A 15,559-nucleotide genomic window follows, 5' to 3' on the forward strand; every position below is an offset into this window, starting at 1 on the left:
ACTGCTAGAACACAATTTGAGAGAAAGAGAGTTCCTGTCCTCAATCTATTACTAGACCGCAGGCTATTAAATTGCGCACAAAAAAATCCCCATCAGATGAGGATTCCATAAAAAAAGACCAAGCTGCAATCTGCAGCCTGGTCTCTCTTAATGAGTGATATTATACCCAAGTTGGTTGAACCTGAAAGCGTGGTTTAACCTCTTCGGTTTTAGTCGATTCACTCTTGGATACTTCCGGTTTAAGAACTTCATCCTTCACGGTTTGCGCTGAAGTATCCTCCATGGAAATGCGCCAAATTTCCGCACCCAGTCCGGACAACTTCTCAGCCAAATGAACATACCCGCGGTCAATATGATGAGTTCCGCTTACTTCAGTAGTGCCTTCAGCAACCAGACCTGCCAAAATAAGCGCAGCTCCCGCACGCAGATCCGTAGCACAAACCTTAGCTCCGACCAATTGTGCATTACCTGTAACGATCGCCGAGCGACCTTCGATCTTAATCTCAGCGTTCATATTGTGGAATTCATCCACATGCATAAACCGGTTCTCAAATACGGTTTCTGTAACGACACTGGTACCTTCAGAACGCAGCAATAATGCCATCATTTGCGACTGCATATCCGTAGGAAAACCTGGATACGGCAAAGTCTTCAAATCAACAGCTTTGAGAGGCTTGTCACTGATTACACGAATACCGTTCTCGTCGGGAATAATGGTTACACCCATTTCTTCCATCTTAGCAATAACAGGACCTAAGTGATCTGCAATTGCGCCTTCCACATATACATCGCCACCGGTAATTGCTGCAGCCGCCATGTACGTACCTGCTTCGATACGGTCAGGGATTACATGATGTTTGACCCCATGCAGACGTTCTACCCCTTCAATACGAATAACGCCTGTTCCCGCACCACGCACGATAGCGCCCATACCATTCAAGTAATTAGCTAGGTCTACAATCTCAGGCTCCTTAGCCGCATTCTCGATAACGGTCACGCCTTCAGCTAGTGTAGCTGCCATCATTATATTTTCGGTCGCACCTACGCTTGCTACATCCAAATACACTTTGGCACCGCGCAGGCGTCCGTTGCTTTTCGCTTCAATGTAGCCCTGGCCGAGACTAATCTCCGCACCCAGTGCTTCAAACCCTTTCAAATGCTGATCAATCGGTCGTGTACCAATGGCACAGCCGCCTGGCAGGGAAATTCTTGTCTGACCAAGTCTAGATAACAGTGGGCCCATGACTAAAAAAGACGCCCGCATTTTTCGAACCCATTCATAAGGTGCTTCACAGGAAGTGATGTTTGTAGCATCCACCTGGATAATATCGTTCTGATATGTAACCCCTGCACCCAGAGATTCCAACATTTTTGATATCGTCATCACATCATCAAGCGGAGGTGCGTCTACAATGACGCTTACTCCTTCTTCTGCCAATAGAGAGGCGGCTATGATCGGTAATACGGAATTTTTTGCGCCGCTAACTTTCACGCTCCCGGTCAATCTGTTGCCACCGCGGACGATAAATTTGCTCATTTTCGGTTTCCCTCCGCGTCCATTATTTCTTAAATTATTTTTTTAGATTAAAGTAATTGCAAAAAAGTTCTCTACTCCATCAATACGCCCATTTACTCGGGCATGTTCCTTAAAGTTCAGTGTTGACATAATAAAACCTTATTATTCGACACCTTTTGACCACTGCGACCTAAGACACTTATAACCAAACTACATCCCCTTAAAACATATATCGGATCATCCCACTCCAGCTCAGGTAATCCAGGAAGAACCCCGCTACAAAACGACCAAGTACAATGGCCAACAGCAAGTGCAGCAGCCTTCCCTGAGGACTCTTGGGATATCTTATGACCAAATCGAGCTTAAGGTTCTGCAATGCCCACCAAGATAATACAACACTGAGCAAAGATACAATCATTGAGACCATACTGCTGGTTCCAACTGCACTAGACAACCCACCCGACAATATATCCTCCATGCTAACCCTCCGTGTTCGTATTACTCGGAAATCGACTCTTATATCATACTTGTGAAGGGCAAAAGAATCCAGTACTTTTACAAATTTTTAAACAATTCAGCGCCATTATCCAAAATAATGAAGAAATTTTAACCTTTTTCAATAGATTACTATAATAAAAAAGCAGTCAAACCCATAAGGCTTGACTGCTTTTTTCCTACTGTTGTCCTTTTCCAGTGGACACTTTAATCCGTGTAACAGCGCGTTGCAGCGCCAATTCCGCACGGCGGTGATCGATATCATCTTGTTTGCTCCGAGTCTGGAGACGGCGCTGAGCCCGTTCTCTAGCCGCTTCGGCGCGCTCAACATCGATATCTGTTGGCAGCTCGGCACTTTCAGCCAGCACAGTTACTTTGTCCTTATGCACTTCAACGAATCCGCCATGAACGGCGATGGAGATCGTAACACCGTCCGATTTGACGGATAACGGAGCAACCTGAAGTGGAGTCACAAGCGGAATGTGTCCCGGCAAAATACCCAACTCGCCTTCGACCCCTCTTACAATCAAGCTATTCACTTGCTTGGAGTAAACGAGATGCTCCGGCGTGACAATTTCCAACAAAAAGGTATTCACTTCCATTCCTCCTTAAAGCTTTACATAGTAAAGCTCGCTTCGAAAGCATGCACTAAGCTTTACGAAGTAAAGCTTGCATCGAAAGCATTAGCTAAGCTCAGGTTACATCGATTTCGCTTTTTCTACTGCTTCTTCAATCGTACCTACAAATAGGAAAGCTGCTTCTGGAAGATCATCATGCTTACCATCCAGGATTTCCTTAAAGCTGCGTACAGTTTCTTTGATTGGTACATATTTACCCTTAAAGCCAGTGAACTGTTCAGCCACGTGGAACGGCTGCGACAGGAAGCGTTCAACTTTACGAGCACGAGCTACGATAACCTTATCATCCTCACTCAATTCATCCATACCCAAGATGGCAATAATGTCTTGAAGCTCGGTATAACGTTGCAACAATTGTTTAACACCTTGTGCTACGTTGTAATGTTCTTCGCCAACAATTTCTGGAGCTAGCAAACGCGAGCTGGAAGCCAGTGGATCAACCGCTGGGAAAATCCCCTTCTCGGAAATTTTACGCTCAAGGTTAGTTGTTGCATCCAAGTGAGCAAACGCTGTAGCCGGAGCAGGGTCAGTGTAGTCATCCGCCGGTACGTAGATTGCTTGAATCGATGTAACGGAACCTTTTTTAGTCGATGTGATACGCTCTTGCAGCTGGCCCATTTCAGTAGCCAAAGTCGGCTGATAACCAACCGCGGATGGCATACGGCCGAGAAGAGCGGATACTTCGGAACCCGCTTGGGTAAAGCGGAATATATTATCGATAAAGAGCAGCGTATCGCGGCCTTCCACATCACGGAAATATTCCGCCATGGTCAAACCGGTCAAAGCTACACGAAGACGTGCACCTGGAGGCTCGTTCATTTGTCCGAAGACCATTGCTGTCTTCTTAATAACGCCGGAATCCGTCATTTCGTGATAAAGGTCATTACCTTCACGAGTACGTTCACCGACACCTGCGAATACGGAAATACCACCGTGCTCTTGGGCAATGTTATTAATCAATTCTTGGATTGTTACTGTTTTACCTACGCCGGCACCGCCGAAGAGGCCGACTTTACCACCCTTAGCATAAGGTGCGAGCAAGTCGATAACTTTAATACCTGTTTCCAGGATTTCCGCTTGTGTTGACAATTCGTCAAATGTTGGTGCGAGACGGTGAATCGGGTTCTTTTTCTCAGCAAGAACTTCACCAGCGTTATCAATTGGATTACCAAGTACGTTAAATACACGGCCTAATGTCGCTTCCCCTACAGGAACCGAAATTGGACCTCCTTGATCGATCGCATCCAGTCCACGAACCAGACCATCAGTAGAAGACATCGCGATACAACGTACCAGATTGTCTCCCAAGTGATTGGAAACCTCAAGTGTTAGGTTAAGCTGACGACCATTGTCCAAGACGGTTTCAATTTTGATAGCGTTGAAAATCTCGGGCAACTGGCCGCGTTCAAATTCAATATCGACAACCGGACCCATAATGCTTACAACGCGTCCTTTGTTCATCTTCTTTTCCCTCCTCGAAAGCTGTTACATCAAGAAGAAACGACGTTGTCGTCATATAAAGATGACAACCGTTTCTCGTAGAAATATAAGCATTTCGTATAGTGTAAAACCTATACTTTCTTATATTGTAAGAAGAACTTACAGTGCCGTTCTTAAGGAACTATGTACCCTAAGCAAGCGGCACTGTTTCTCGTAAAATACAAGACAAGTTAAGCACTCGGTTTAACTTTTCTTGTATTTTAAGACTGCGCGTTCGCTCCGGCCACGATCTCGGTAATTTCCTGCGTAATTGCCGCCTGACGGGCACGGTTGTACGTAAGGGTAAGTTCTCCGATCATTTTCGACGCGTTCTTCGTTGCACTGCCCATAGCTGTCATTTTCGCACCCAGCTCACTGGCCTTGCCATCCAGAATTGCGCTATAAATCAAAGTTTCAGCGTACTTTGGAAGCAATACTTCTAGCACGCCTTCCGGTGAAGGTTCATATTCGTAGTTTGCAGAAGCTTCATGATGCTCTTGATTCCCTACTCCATCCATAGGCAACAGTCGCTCAACGGTTGGGATCTGGGTGATAGCATTGACGAATTGATTGTAACAAACATACAACTCATCATACGTACCATCTACAAACTGCTGTACTGCCGAATTCGCGATAGACTTGATGTCAGCAAACTTCGGCGCATCCGAAAGCTCAGTAACTTCCTGTACAATCGGATATTCACGGCGACGTAGAAAGTCACGGCCCTTACGACCAATAACAAACAATGCGTACTCATCTTTGGACTTATGCTTCTCCGCGATGAGCATCGTCACCTTACGCAAAATATTAGCGTTGTAACCACCTGCAAGCCCTCTATCAGAGGTAACGATTAGATAACCAGTCTTCTTCACAGGGCGGCTAACCAGCATAGGGTGTTGAACACCTTCTGTGCCAGCAGCAATGCTCGATACAACCTCTTTTAGCTTCTCAGCATAAGGACGGGCGGCAATTGCCTTCTCCTGAGCTTTTCTCAGCTTGGATGCGGCTACCATTTCCATCGCTTTTGTGATCTGTCTTGTGTTTTGAACACTCTTAATTTGACGTTTAATATCACGCATGCTTCTTGCCATGATTTCACCACCTTAAAGCTTTGACGGAGTCAAAGCTAACTTCGTAAGCATCATCTTAGCTTTGACGGAGTCAAAGCTACTTCATAAGCACAGCCTGAGCTTCGGCAGAGCCAAAGCTCACTTAGTAAAATCCGTTAAAGTCTATCTATATTAGCTAGTAGCGAAACCTCTTTTAAAGGTATCAATCGCTGCTTTTAGAGCGGCTTCGTTATCAGCTGTCAAATCTTTTGTATCCCTGATGGATTGAGCTACATCAGCAGCACTGCTATCCATGTAAGCAAGGAATTCCTTTTCAAAACGTTTTACGTCTTTAACTGGAATATCATCCAAATATCCTTTTACAGCTGTGTACAAGCTAAGCACTTGATGCTCAACAGACAACGGCTGATTCACACCTTGTTTCAGAACTTCCATCATACGTGCCCCGCGATTCAGACGGGCAAGTGTAGATTTATCAAGATCTGAGCCGAACTGTGAGAAGGCTTGAAGTTCGCGATATTGGGCAAGATCCAAACGGAGCGAGCCGGCTACCTTCTTCATCGCTTTGATTTGAGCGGAGCCCCCTACACGGGAAACGGAGATACCGACGTTGATCGCCGGACGTTGACCAGAGTAGAACAGATCGGATTCAAGGAAGATTTGACCATCTGTAATCGAGATTACGTTCGTAGGAATGTAAGCTGATACGTCCGATGCTTGTGTTTCGATAAATGGAAGTGCGGTTAATGAACCACCACCAAGCTCATCACTAAGCTTAGCTGCACGCTCCAAAAGACGGGAGTGCAAGTAGAATACGTCACCTGGGAATGCTTCACGACCCGGTGGACGACGAAGCAGCAAGGACAATTCGCGATAAGCCGAAGCTTGTTTCGAAAGGTCATCGTAAATGATCAGTACGTGCTCGCCCTTGTACATGAAGTATTCGCCCATTGCGCAGCCTGCGTATGGAGCAATATACAACAATGGGGACGGCTCGGAAGCCGATGCAGTTACAACGATTGTATATTCCAAAGCGCCATGACGGCGAAGAGTTTCTACAACCTGTGCTACTGTGGATTGCTTTTGACCAATGGCAACATAAATACATTTCATGCCGTTGCCTTTTTGGTTGATAATCGCGTCAATTGCGATTGCAGTCTTACCTGTTTGACGGTCACCAATGATAAGTTCGCGTTGTCCACGACCGATTGGTACCATCGCATCAATGGCTTTAAGACCTGTTTGCATCGGTTCATGTACCGATTTACGATCGATAACACCTGGTGCATTATTTTCTACAGGACGGAATTCAGTTGTAGCAATTGGGCCTTTGCCGTCAAGCGGCATACCAAGTGCGTTAACTACACGGCCGAGCAGAGCTTCACCAACAGGAACTTGCATAATTTGTCCTGTACGTTTTACTTGATCGCCTTCACGAATTTCCTTGTACTCACCCAGAATAACAACACCGACGTTGCTTTCTTCCAGATTGAGCGCCATGCCCACTACTCCGTTGGAGAACTCTAGCAATTCGCCTGCCATTGCGTTTTCCAGACCGTAGACACGGGCGATACCGTCGCCGACTTGAATGACGGTGCCGACTTCGGCAACTTCGATATCGGCTTTATATTCCTCAATTTGACTTTTGATCAAAGTGCTGATCTCTTCAGGTCTGATGCCCAATATCCTCACCCCTATCTTCTATGCTTATCATTAAAGGATTTCTCGAGACGCTCCAATTTGTTAGACAGACTGCCGTCATACAGCTTATCGCCGATATAAACTTTCAGTCCTCCCAACAGGCTTGGGTCCACCACATTCGTAATCCGGATTTTACGGTTTACGAGTTGGCCGAATTCTGCAGCTACAGCTGCTTTTTCTTCTTCACTTAAAGAATAAACAGAGTATACCTTAGCATCACCAATGCCAAGAGCGTCTCCTTCAATCTTGATATACGTATCCAGCAGATCGGCAAAAATATCGGTTCTGCCTCGCTCTACTAACAATTCTACAATGTTCATCACGATGGGAGAGAGCTTATCTTGAAGCGCTGTGCGCAGCACTTTCAGCTTGTCGGACTCCGAGATGCGCGGTGCAAGAATAAACCGCTTTATCTCTTGGTCGGAATGTAATAACCCAACCACTGCCTTGAGCTCTTCTTCTACTTCAAGGGTAATCCCTTTCTCTACCGCTGCACTGTACAATGCTCTAGCGTAGCGCTTGGCAACTACCGTATCGCGGCTCATGATTGGCCTCCTACCTCTTTGAGGTATTGGTTCACAAGTTGCTCCTGCTCGCCGCTAGCACTAACTTCTTTCTTAAGAAGTTTGGAAGCAATACGAACAGATGCCGTTCCAATTTCGCTGCGCAACTCTTCCACTGCTTTGTTCTTTTCGTTCTCGATATCGCGCACAGCCTCTTCTTTGACACGTGCTGCATCTGCTTTGGCTTGTGCCAAAGTTTGTTCTACCTGTAGATTGCTTGTGATTTGCGATTGTTGAATAATCTGTTGAGCTTCCTGGCGTGCACTGTTCAGCGCTTGCTTCTGCTCTTCCACATACGCGACCGCTTGTTCTCTAGTCTTCGCAGCTTCGTCCATTTGCTGCATTACCAGCTCACGGCGCTTCTCCATAACTGCAAAAAGTTTGCTGAACGCATACTTGCTAAGCAAGAAATATAAAATCCCAAAGGCGACAATTGAAAATACTATGTTTGTCCAAACAATATCCACTGAGGTCACTCCCTTCCGTTACCGCGTCATGCGGACGTATACAAAAGTAAGGCGCGGATGGCATCGGCCGTCCCCGCCAAACCGTAACTACGGTTTATTAAGTAAACATAATCAGGAATGCGATAACTGTTGCTGCCAACGGAATAACTTCGACGATACCTACACCAATAAACATTGTTGTTTGCAAAGCATTTTTCGCTTCTGGTTGACGAGCGATGGACTCAACTGTTCTACTAACGATCATACCGTTACCAAGACCTGCGCCAAGTGCACCCAATCCAACCGCTATTGCTGCTGCTAAAAATTCCATTTGTAAATATCCTCCTTTAATTTCGGTTCATATTTGTGTTTAATGATATAAGATATCTCCCACGAAGGAAAATCAGACGATAGCCGTTCTCTTCGCAGCAGTTCATTAATGTGCTTCTTCTTCGTGAATCGTCATCTGTGCGATATAAACCATCGTCAGAATCGTAAAGATAAACGCTTGTAGTGCCCCGACGAAAATACTGAAGCCCTGCCATACAGCCAGGAACGGAATACTGAGAATCCCCAGCTTCAAAATGACTGTAATTAGTACTTCTCCGGCGAAAATGTTAGCGAATAGACGAATAGCCAACGCTACAGGTTTTGCCAGGTTTTCGATAATGTTCAGTGGCAAAAAGATTGGAAACGGCTCGATGTAGTGTTTGAAATAATGTTTGCCGTTGAGCTTAATGCCCAGAAAGTTCATCAGTACAAATACTATGATTGCCAATCCTGCAGTGACATTAATGTCAGCAGTTGGCGACTTGTACCATAAAATTTCTGCATGCTCACCATTCGCCAAGTTCTTAGTTGCTTCAATCACGTGGCCAAACACTGTTACAGGTCCATGCGCCTCAGTTACAACGGAGAAAGGCAATCCAAGTAGATTGGAAACAAAGATAAACAGAATCAATGTCAACCCTAAAGATATGTAAGGTTTTCCTTTCTTCAGATCCATGGCACTGCTTATGACACCCTCTACAAATTCCACAACCCATTCCATGAAGTTCTGAAGCTTGGATGGATTTTCAACGGAAAGCTTACGAACCGAAAGCATAACCAGAACAAATACCACTGTACAACTGATCAGAAGCATCAACACGGCGGATAAATCTATCGGTATTCCCCCGACAAATATTTTCGGCATGTCATGCATAGTATCATCCCCCTTTCTCTTTAATCTGGTTAAAGCTTATTCTTCACACTCAGATATATCCCCGCAGGAATGGCGAGAAGCTGAGGAATGAATACGCCCGAAACAGTTGCTACCAGGGAGAAATGCTCAATCTTGACCGAGAACATGGTGACCAAAATTGCGAAGCTAATCCGTGTAACAAAACCGAGGCTGAAGGCATTCCCTTCGTTGCTCGCAATCGACTGCGTAACCCGTCGAACCTTGACGGCCAGATAACGAAAGTTTACCAATCCCGCCACCAGACCCAGAGTCATGCCCAGTGTAATTGCCCGGGTCTCATGATGAAGCACCCAGCCCATTAAGAGTCCTGCCATAAGGACGAGCGTAACTCTAGTGACGGTATTGATCATGGGAGTCATATTATCCATTCTGCTCCCCCAAAAATTTTTTAATTAACAAGGCGACATTCACAATTCCCAGAATCATTCCAGTTATAGTGCCAATGGCGAGCCAATATTTTGGCCCCTCCATCAGGTCTTTCAGCCATCTTGCCGCAAAAAAACCAATAAGAATGTAAGCGGCAAGCAAAGTGCCTGCACTTCCAATGACAAGCGCGGTCTGTAACAAGCTGTCCTTGCTATTTTGTTCTTTCATGGGCTACAATCCCAACTAATTTTACTGAATTTCCTGAGTCTTTGTCAATTCATTGAACATTGCCTAAAAACCCTTGAAAACATGAAAATAATCACAGCAAAACGTTCCAAAACCATATAAACCGTACAGTTTCACTGTATGTTGATTTTAATCAGATCAGATATTAGTTTAATTGAAATTATTTATTTTTTGTGAACATTCTGTGAAACTCTTCAGGACGTTCCTTATTAACACCAAAATGGTGCAAAATCGCATTGACAATCCGTTGGGAAGCCTTGCCATCTCCATACGGGTTGGCGGCCCGACTCATCGACTGATAGAGCTCATTATCAGTCAAAAGAGCATGTGTCCGTTGATACACCTTCTCCTCGTCCGTGCCCACAAGTTCCAGCGTTCCAGCCTCTATCCCTTCGGGACGCTCCGTTGTATCACGAAGCACAAGAACAGGCACTCCATAAGAAGGAGCTTCCTCTTGCAGACCGCCGGAATCGGTCAATATCAAGTGGGTATGCGGATAAAAATTATGCAGGTCCACGACATCCAGCGGATCAATCAGCTTAATTCTTGGATGTCCTCCCAGTATCTCATGTGCAGGTTCCTTAACGGCAGGACTCGGATGCACAGGGTAAACAATGGCGACATCTTCGAATTCATCAGCGATTCTTTTAATAGCTCGGAAGATATTACGATGCGGTTCACCTTGAGATTCTCTGCGGTGAGCAGTCATCAAAATAAGTCTTTTTCCTGAAGCAAAATCCAAAACAGGATGCCGGTAATCCGGCTGTACGGTATATTGAAACACATCAGTTACGGTGTTGCCTGTGATATAAATACTTGATTCTTTTTTGTTCTCGTGTCTCAGATTACTAGCTGACCAATCGGTTGGAGCGAAATGCAGATCGGCTAATACACCTGTTAATTGACGGTTCATTTCTTCAGGATAAGGAGACAATTTGTTCCATGTCCTAAGTCCTGCTTCTACGTGCCCAACCTGAATTTGCTGCAGGAAGGAAGCGTAACTAGCTAAAAACGTTGTTAAGGTGTCCCCATGCACCAGCACGAGGTCAGGCTTAACCTCCCTCAGTACAGGTTCCAAACCTTCAAGCACACGAATAGTAATCTCGTTCAAGGTCTGACGGTCCTTCATCACATCCAAATCGTAATCAGGGGTGATATTAAACACTTCCAACACTTGATCGAGCAGTTCTCTATGCTGCGCTGTTACACATACTATTGATTCGATATGCTCAGGATGCTTCTTCAGTTCAAGAACCAGAGGAGCCATCTTGATCGCCTCGGGGCGCACTCCGAAAATAGTCATTACTTTGATTTTGGACATAACCCCTACCCTCTCATCAAATATTCTCGCATTACTATACTTAATACTTAATTACTTATTACTTGGTTCCATAAAGACGGTCACCAGCATCACCAAGGCCTGGCACGATGTAACCATGTTCATTCAAATGATCATCAAGCGCTGCTACATAAATATCAACATCCGGATGAGCTTCCTGAACTGCAGCAACACCTTCTGGCGCTGCAATCAAGTTCATCATTTTGATCTGTGTACAACCACGGTTCTTCAGTGAGGTAATCGCAGCAATTGCAGATCCGCCTGTAGCAAGCATTGGGTCAATCACTATCAACTCACGTTCCTGTACATCAGTTGGAAGCTTGATATAATACTCCACTGGTTGAAGAGTGTCTGGATCACGGAAAAGCCCTACATGTCCTACTTTAGCCGCAGGTAGAAGCTTCAGTACACCTTCAAGCATACCTAAACCCGCACGAAGAATAGGAATAAGCCCCAGCATTCTTCCCGAAATCACTTTGCTTTCCGTCTCAGTGACCGGTGTCTGTACCGTAATTGTCTCTAGTGGAATATCACGTGTAATCTCATAAGCCATCAATGTGGCAACTTCGTCAACATGTTCTCTGAAATCCTTCGTGTTTGTTCTAACGTCGCGAATAAATGTTAGTTTGTGTTGAATTAAAGGATGATCGCAAATCACCAATTTTCCCATTTACTGTCCCTCCGGTAATTGTAAGTCTTGTCTATAGCCATAGAAAGCGCTTTGCTTCTCAGTGGCTAAATCCTGTCTATTATAGCACTCCCGCCGCTGCATTTCACCTCAGAATGGTACTTGAACTCACATTGAACATATTCCCTTGTATTTCCTTGTTTTTAAAGGTAATGATTGGCTTAATTAGGAAACCAATCACTTATAAAACCTAGATTATGTTGTGCAACTTTGGCTTTTTCATACTATTCACATTATTTTCACTAATTTTATTGAAAGTTCCATGAACTTTCAAGATTAATTTCATTCAATTTCATCTATTAACTGCAGTAATATTTGTGAACAATATGCAACAAAAAAGCCTCCATCAAACCCGGAAGAGGGTATGAATGGAGGCAGAATCATTTCTTATTGGAAGCAAAAATTTAGTATTTCAACTCTGGATAAAGAGGGTATTGGTCAGTCAACTCAGCCACTTGACGGGCAGATTCTGCCAAGTTTGCCTCATCCTTCGGATTCTTTAGAACATTAGCAATGATACGTCCAATAGTGACCATTGCCTGCTCGTCCATACCACGGGATGTGACTGCAGGTGTACCAATCCGAATACCGCTTGTTACAAAAGGACTTGTAGGATCAAATGGAATTGCGTTTTTATTCACAGTAATCCCGATGGAATCTAGTACTTTTTCCGCATCTTTTCCGGTAATGTTCAGATTACGGGTATCCAGCAGCATCAAGTGGTTATCTGTACCTCCGGATACAATGTTAACCCCTTCACTGATCAACGTTTCTGCAAGAACATTAGCGTTCTTCACTACATTTTGAGCATAAGTCTTAAAGGATGGCTGCAATGCTTCACCAAATGCGACTGCTTTTGAAGCAATTACATGCATCAAAGGTCCACCTTGGGAACCAGGGAATACCGCTTTATCAATAGCAGCTGCCCACGGCTGTCTGCACATAATCATACCTCCGCGGGGACCGCGCAAAGTCTTATGCGTAGTAGTTGTAACGAAATGAGCATGAGGAACCGGGCTCGGATGAAGACCAGCAGCAACCAATCCTGCGATATGGGCCATATCTACCATAAATAGCGCACCCACATCATTGGCGATAGCGCCAAGTTTTTCGAAATCAATAATACGCGGATAGGCACTGGCACCAGCTACAATCATTTTTGGACGGTGCTTGAAGGCTGCTTTACGTACTTCATCATAATCAATTAGGAAAGTATCTTCTTGTACTCCATAAGCAACGAAGTTATAAAGCAATCCTGAAGCATTAACTGGGCTACCGTGTGTCAAATGACCGCCGTGAGCCAAATTCATTCCAAGAACAGTGTCGCCAGGCTTAAGCGCAGCCAGATAAACTGCCATATTTGCTTGAGCGCCGGAATGTGGTTGTACGTTGACATGATCCGCGCCAAACAATTCTTTTGCACGATCACGAGCAAGGTTCTCAACGATATCTACATCTTCACAGCCACCATAATATCGTTTGCCTGGATAACCCTCTGCATATTTGTTCGTAAGCACGGAGCCCATAGCTTCCATTACGGCTTCGCTAACGATATTCTCTGAGGCAATAAGCTCAATGTTGGCACGCTGACGTTTCAGTTCCAGTTCCATCGCTTCCAGTACTGCCGGGTCACTCTTACGCAATTGTTCCATGTTCTTATTTCCTCCCTAGTGTGTGTAGATATGTTGTATTTAAGTAGAAACGATTTGCCCGCCATAAAGTGACTTAGGTCTACGTTTCTGCAAAAAATATAAAAACTAAAGTTCGTTAATCACAAAACTGTGAACCACTTTGTTCTGGAGCACGATATACCGCACGTTCCCCGCCAATTAGTGGGGGTCTGGTCCATGCCGCATTCACTCTGGCTGCTCCAATGTAGCGTAGAGTCGGACGGAAAGGAACGGCTACCCGCCGTAAATGCATTCCTATCAGAGTCTCGCCAATATCTAAACCAGCATGAGCTTCTATCGTTTCCGCCAAAACAGGATCTTTCATAGCGTGATAAGCAGCCGTAGCCATCGAACCTCCAGCACCTCGTATAGGTACAGCTGATACTTCCTTCAGACCAAGTGACTCTAGCAGAGAGCGTTCCATTACAAGTGCACGATTTAAATGCTCGCAGCACTGATACACCGGATGAAATCCTTTTTCCGCTGCTACTAAACGAACACCTTCAAGCAATTGTTCTGCAACTTCAAGTGCACCACCAGTTCCAATCCGGACACCAGCAACTTCACTTGTGCTCACTCCGACGACAACAATTTTGCCTGACCCAAGGTTACCAGCCTCCGCCAACTCTCTTAACACAGTGACGGTGGCTTCAGTTAATGATAGCTCTACAACTTCGTCCATCACTCTACCTCCTCAAACTTCAAACAAGCTTATTTTAAACAAAAAAGAGCAGTCCGCAGGTAGCTGCGGATTTGCTCTTTTGCCCAGGCGACCGGCCGTTTATTCCGATGCTCCATCGTGGTTTGATCCACATTTGTCGCCAGTTACATCGGAACCGATTATTTGTAACTTCATCTTAAAGCAAAGTGAACTGAAAATCAACCATTTACAAATGGCGGAAGGTTTCCAGCTTATCCAGCAAACTGAATAGCGCAGTGCGAATCTCAGCAGCAGTTAGCTCATAGTCCTCACGCGTGCCACCAAATGGATCAGAAATATCGAAGCTCGGAATACGCTGGCGAATCTCAATCATCCGCTGCAGATCCGTTGCATTCGGTTCACCACCAAGGGCTAAGCTCAACTCCGCATCTGCGTAAAGGCTGTCCAATTCCTTGATATCTTCCGTCACCGCATCTTCATCATGCACGTATTCCTTCAATGTATAGGTTTTCGTTACAGCATCCGGAAAATACTGCAGCAAATGCTGCTTATGCCCACCCGTCAAGGTCAGCACGAGGTCGGCCCAAGCGACAGCTTGACCTGTCAATTGTGACGACTCCATTGAATCATGAATTCCTTCTTCCTGCAGTATAGCTGCAGCATGTCTTGATATAGAAGTACCGGAAATGGCGGATACACCTGCAGACCGCACTTCCAGGTCGATTCCACGTTCCTTCGCGAGCTTTCGTAAAAGCCCCTCAGCCATAGGACTTCGGCATGTATTTCCGGTGCAGACGAATAAAATATGCAGCATGTTTTGCACCCCCATGAAATTAAATATTCTAATGCCGTTATTGTATCAAAAGATGAATAGCAAGCCAAACCCCAGAAGTATTGCACCGCCTAGTGCTTCTCCATAATCCCCGAGACCACGACTGACATGCCGTCCTATTAGCAACCCTAGAATCGACATTAGTCCCCCGCAGGCACCGAAGGCTAAGATGGTCAAAAGCACTCCATTCACAAACATCCCCAGTGATACACCCACGGAGAAAGAGTCAATACTCACACTGAGCGAAAGAAGTATCATCCCCCACAAGGTTCGATGATCCATAGCTCGCGAGCTTCCCGTATCCGGACGAAAGGAGTTGTACACCATATGCCCGCCCAAAAGAACTAGAAGACCTCCAGCAGCATAAGTCGTTACTTGACCTAACAAGTGTCCGACATAACTTCCTGTCAACAAACCCAGGAGAGGCATCAGCATATGAAAAACAGCAATGAGCAGACTCATTTGCAGAACATGCAGCAGACGAATACCTTTCATACCGATCCCTACACCGAGCGAAAAGGCATCCATCCCTAATGCAACCGCCATTATAGTAATGGTAACAATCTGCCCCCATTCGGTATATACATCTCCTAAGCCCATGCTTAA

General features: G+C 45.2%; 18 protein-coding genes and 1 riboswitch. All 18 genes read right to left on the reverse strand.

What is annotated here, in order from left to right; genetic code table 11:
* Positions 1 to 160 precede the first annotated feature (160 nt).
* The 18 genes from murA to NYE72_RS28720 all read right to left on the reverse strand — a co-directional run bounded on the left by murA (position 161) and on the right by NYE72_RS28720 (position 15,553).
* The gene (gene murA, locus NYE72_RS28635; protein WP_036681554.1) at positions 161 to 1,537 is read right to left on the reverse strand and encodes a UDP-N-acetylglucosamine 1-carboxyvinyltransferase; all 1,377 of its coding nucleotides are present in this window, start codon (positions 1,535 to 1,537) and stop codon (positions 161 to 163) included.
* Between the two features lie 199 nt (positions 1,538 to 1,736).
* Positions 1,737 to 1,994 (reverse strand): DUF1146 family protein, encoded by a 258-nt coding sequence (locus tag NYE72_RS28640; protein WP_036681556.1) that lies wholly within the window; start codon positions 1,992 to 1,994, stop codon positions 1,737 to 1,739.
* Positions 1,995 to 2,190: 196 nt separating this feature from the next.
* Positions 2,191 to 2,607: a F0F1 ATP synthase subunit epsilon gene (locus tag NYE72_RS28645; protein ID WP_036681559.1), complete on the reverse strand. Its 417-nt coding sequence runs from the start codon at positions 2,605 to 2,607 to the stop codon at positions 2,191 to 2,193.
* Between the two features lie 102 nt (positions 2,608 to 2,709).
* Positions 2,710 to 4,110, reverse strand: coding sequence for a F0F1 ATP synthase subunit beta (atpD, locus tag NYE72_RS28650; RefSeq protein WP_036681562.1), 1,401 nt, complete (start codon positions 4,108 to 4,110; stop codon positions 2,710 to 2,712).
* 239 nt (positions 4,111 to 4,349) lie between these two features.
* Positions 4,350 to 5,219 carry an ATP synthase F1 subunit gamma gene (atpG, locus tag NYE72_RS28655; protein ID WP_036681564.1) on the reverse strand — a complete coding sequence of 290 codons (870 nt, stop codon included), beginning with the start codon at positions 5,217 to 5,219 and terminating at the stop codon, positions 4,350 to 4,352.
* 150 nt (positions 5,220 to 5,369) lie between these two features.
* Entirely contained in the window at positions 5,370 to 6,881 is a 1,512-nt protein-coding gene (gene atpA / locus NYE72_RS28660; RefSeq protein WP_036681566.1) for a F0F1 ATP synthase subunit alpha, read from the reverse strand.
* 11 nt (positions 6,882 to 6,892) lie between these two features.
* Positions 6,893 to 7,444 (reverse strand): F0F1 ATP synthase subunit delta, encoded by a 552-nt coding sequence (locus NYE72_RS28665; protein WP_036681568.1) that lies wholly within the window; start codon positions 7,442 to 7,444, stop codon positions 6,893 to 6,895.
* The gene (gene atpF, locus NYE72_RS28670; RefSeq protein WP_036681571.1) at positions 7,441 to 7,929 is read right to left on the reverse strand and encodes a F0F1 ATP synthase subunit B; all 489 of its coding nucleotides are present in this window, start codon (positions 7,927 to 7,929) and stop codon (positions 7,441 to 7,443) included. Before atpF ends, NYE72_RS28665 begins: the two co-directional genes overlap by 4 nt.
* A gap of 97 nt (positions 7,930 to 8,026) precedes the next feature.
* Entirely contained in the window at positions 8,027 to 8,239 is a 213-nt protein-coding gene (atpE, locus tag NYE72_RS28675; protein ID WP_036681574.1) for a F0F1 ATP synthase subunit C, read from the reverse strand.
* A gap of 105 nt (positions 8,240 to 8,344) precedes the next feature.
* Positions 8,345 to 9,112 (reverse strand): F0F1 ATP synthase subunit A, encoded by a 768-nt coding sequence (gene atpB, locus NYE72_RS28680; protein ID WP_036681575.1) that lies wholly within the window; start codon positions 9,110 to 9,112, stop codon positions 8,345 to 8,347.
* Positions 9,113 to 9,141: 29 nt separating this feature from the next.
* The gene (locus NYE72_RS28685) at positions 9,142 to 9,519 is read right to left on the reverse strand and encodes an ATP synthase subunit I (RefSeq protein ID WP_036681578.1); all 378 of its coding nucleotides are present in this window, start codon (positions 9,517 to 9,519) and stop codon (positions 9,142 to 9,144) included.
* Positions 9,512 to 9,745, reverse strand: coding sequence for an AtpZ/AtpI family protein (locus NYE72_RS28690; protein ID WP_036681579.1), 234 nt, complete (start codon positions 9,743 to 9,745; stop codon positions 9,512 to 9,514). The genes NYE72_RS28685 and NYE72_RS28690 overlap by 8 nt, the downstream gene beginning before the upstream one ends.
* 178 nt (positions 9,746 to 9,923) lie before the next feature.
* Entirely contained in the window at positions 9,924 to 11,084 is a 1,161-nt protein-coding gene (gene wecB, locus NYE72_RS28695; protein ID WP_036681581.1) for a UDP-N-acetylglucosamine 2-epimerase (non-hydrolyzing), read from the reverse strand.
* Positions 11,085 to 11,142: 58 nt separating this feature from the next.
* Positions 11,143 to 11,772, reverse strand: a complete 630-nt coding sequence (gene upp, locus NYE72_RS28700; RefSeq protein WP_036681583.1) for a uracil phosphoribosyltransferase — start codon at positions 11,770 to 11,772, stop codon at positions 11,143 to 11,145.
* Between the two features lie 422 nt (positions 11,773 to 12,194).
* The gene (glyA, locus tag NYE72_RS28705) at positions 12,195 to 13,442 is read right to left on the reverse strand and encodes a serine hydroxymethyltransferase (RefSeq protein ID WP_038573642.1); all 1,248 of its coding nucleotides are present in this window, start codon (positions 13,440 to 13,442) and stop codon (positions 12,195 to 12,197) included.
* A gap of 115 nt (positions 13,443 to 13,557) precedes the next feature.
* Positions 13,558 to 14,142, reverse strand: coding sequence for a TIGR01440 family protein (locus NYE72_RS28710; RefSeq protein WP_076099682.1), 585 nt, complete (start codon positions 14,140 to 14,142; stop codon positions 13,558 to 13,560).
* 74 nt (positions 14,143 to 14,216) lie between these two features.
* Positions 14,217 to 14,299: riboswitch (ZMP/ZTP riboswitch) on the reverse strand.
* A 48-nt stretch (positions 14,300 to 14,347) separates the two neighbouring features.
* Positions 14,348 to 14,935, reverse strand: a complete 588-nt coding sequence (locus NYE72_RS28715; protein ID WP_036681588.1) for a low molecular weight protein arginine phosphatase — start codon at positions 14,933 to 14,935, stop codon at positions 14,348 to 14,350.
* 45 nt (positions 14,936 to 14,980) lie between these two features.
* Entirely contained in the window at positions 14,981 to 15,553 is a 573-nt protein-coding gene (locus NYE72_RS28720; protein ID WP_038573646.1) for a manganese efflux pump MntP family protein, read from the reverse strand.
* Between the last annotated feature and the right edge of the window lie 6 nt (positions 15,554 to 15,559).

The organism is Paenibacillus sp. FSL L8-0333, assembly GCF_037965665.1.
In the GTDB taxonomy this organism is placed as follows: Bacteria; Bacillota; Bacilli; order Paenibacillales; family Paenibacillaceae; genus Paenibacillus_AQ; species Paenibacillus_AQ odorifer.

Excerpts from the sequence above, each read along its gene's own strand:
- murA (WP_036681554.1), bottom strand. The coding sequence starts at position 1,537 with ATGAGCAAATTTATCGTCCGCGGTGGCAACAGATTGACCGGGAGCGTG.
- NYE72_RS28640 (WP_036681556.1), bottom strand. The coding sequence starts at position 1,994 with ATGGAGGATATATTGTCGGGTGGGTTGTCTAGTGCAGTTGGAACCAGC.
- atpD (WP_036681562.1), bottom strand. The coding sequence starts at position 4,110 with ATGAACAAAGGACGCGTTGTAAGCATTATGGGTCCGGTTGTCGATATT.
- atpG (WP_036681564.1), bottom strand. The coding sequence starts at position 5,219 with ATGGCAAGAAGCATGCGTGATATTAAACGTCAAATTAAGAGTGTTCAA.
- NYE72_RS28665 (WP_036681568.1), bottom strand. The coding sequence starts at position 7,444 with ATGAGCCGCGATACGGTAGTTGCCAAGCGCTACGCTAGAGCATTGTAC.
- atpE (WP_036681574.1), bottom strand. The coding sequence starts at position 8,239 with ATGGAATTTTTAGCAGCAGCAATAGCGGTTGGATTGGGTGCACTTGGC.
- atpB (WP_036681575.1), bottom strand. The coding sequence starts at position 9,112 with ATGCATGACATGCCGAAAATATTTGTCGGGGGAATACCGATAGATTTA.
- NYE72_RS28685 (WP_036681578.1), bottom strand. The coding sequence starts at position 9,519 with ATGGATAATATGACTCCCATGATCAATACCGTCACTAGAGTTACGCTC.
- NYE72_RS28690 (WP_036681579.1), bottom strand. The coding sequence starts at position 9,745 with ATGAAAGAACAAAATAGCAAGGACAGCTTGTTACAGACCGCGCTTGTC.
- wecB (WP_036681581.1), bottom strand. The coding sequence starts at position 11,084 with ATGTCCAAAATCAAAGTAATGACTATTTTCGGAGTGCGCCCCGAGGCG.
- upp (WP_036681583.1), bottom strand. The coding sequence starts at position 11,772 with ATGGGAAAATTGGTGATTTGCGATCATCCTTTAATTCAACACAAACTA.
- glyA (WP_038573642.1), bottom strand. The coding sequence starts at position 13,442 with ATGGAACAATTGCGTAAGAGTGACCCGGCAGTACTGGAAGCGATGGAA.
- NYE72_RS28710 (WP_076099682.1), bottom strand. The coding sequence starts at position 14,142 with ATGGACGAAGTTGTAGAGCTATCATTAACTGAAGCCACCGTCACTGTG.
- NYE72_RS28715 (WP_036681588.1), bottom strand. The coding sequence starts at position 14,935 with ATGCTGCATATTTTATTCGTCTGCACCGGAAATACATGCCGAAGTCCT.
- NYE72_RS28720 (WP_038573646.1), bottom strand. The coding sequence starts at position 15,553 with ATGGGCTTAGGAGATGTATATACCGAATGGGGGCAGATTGTTACCATT.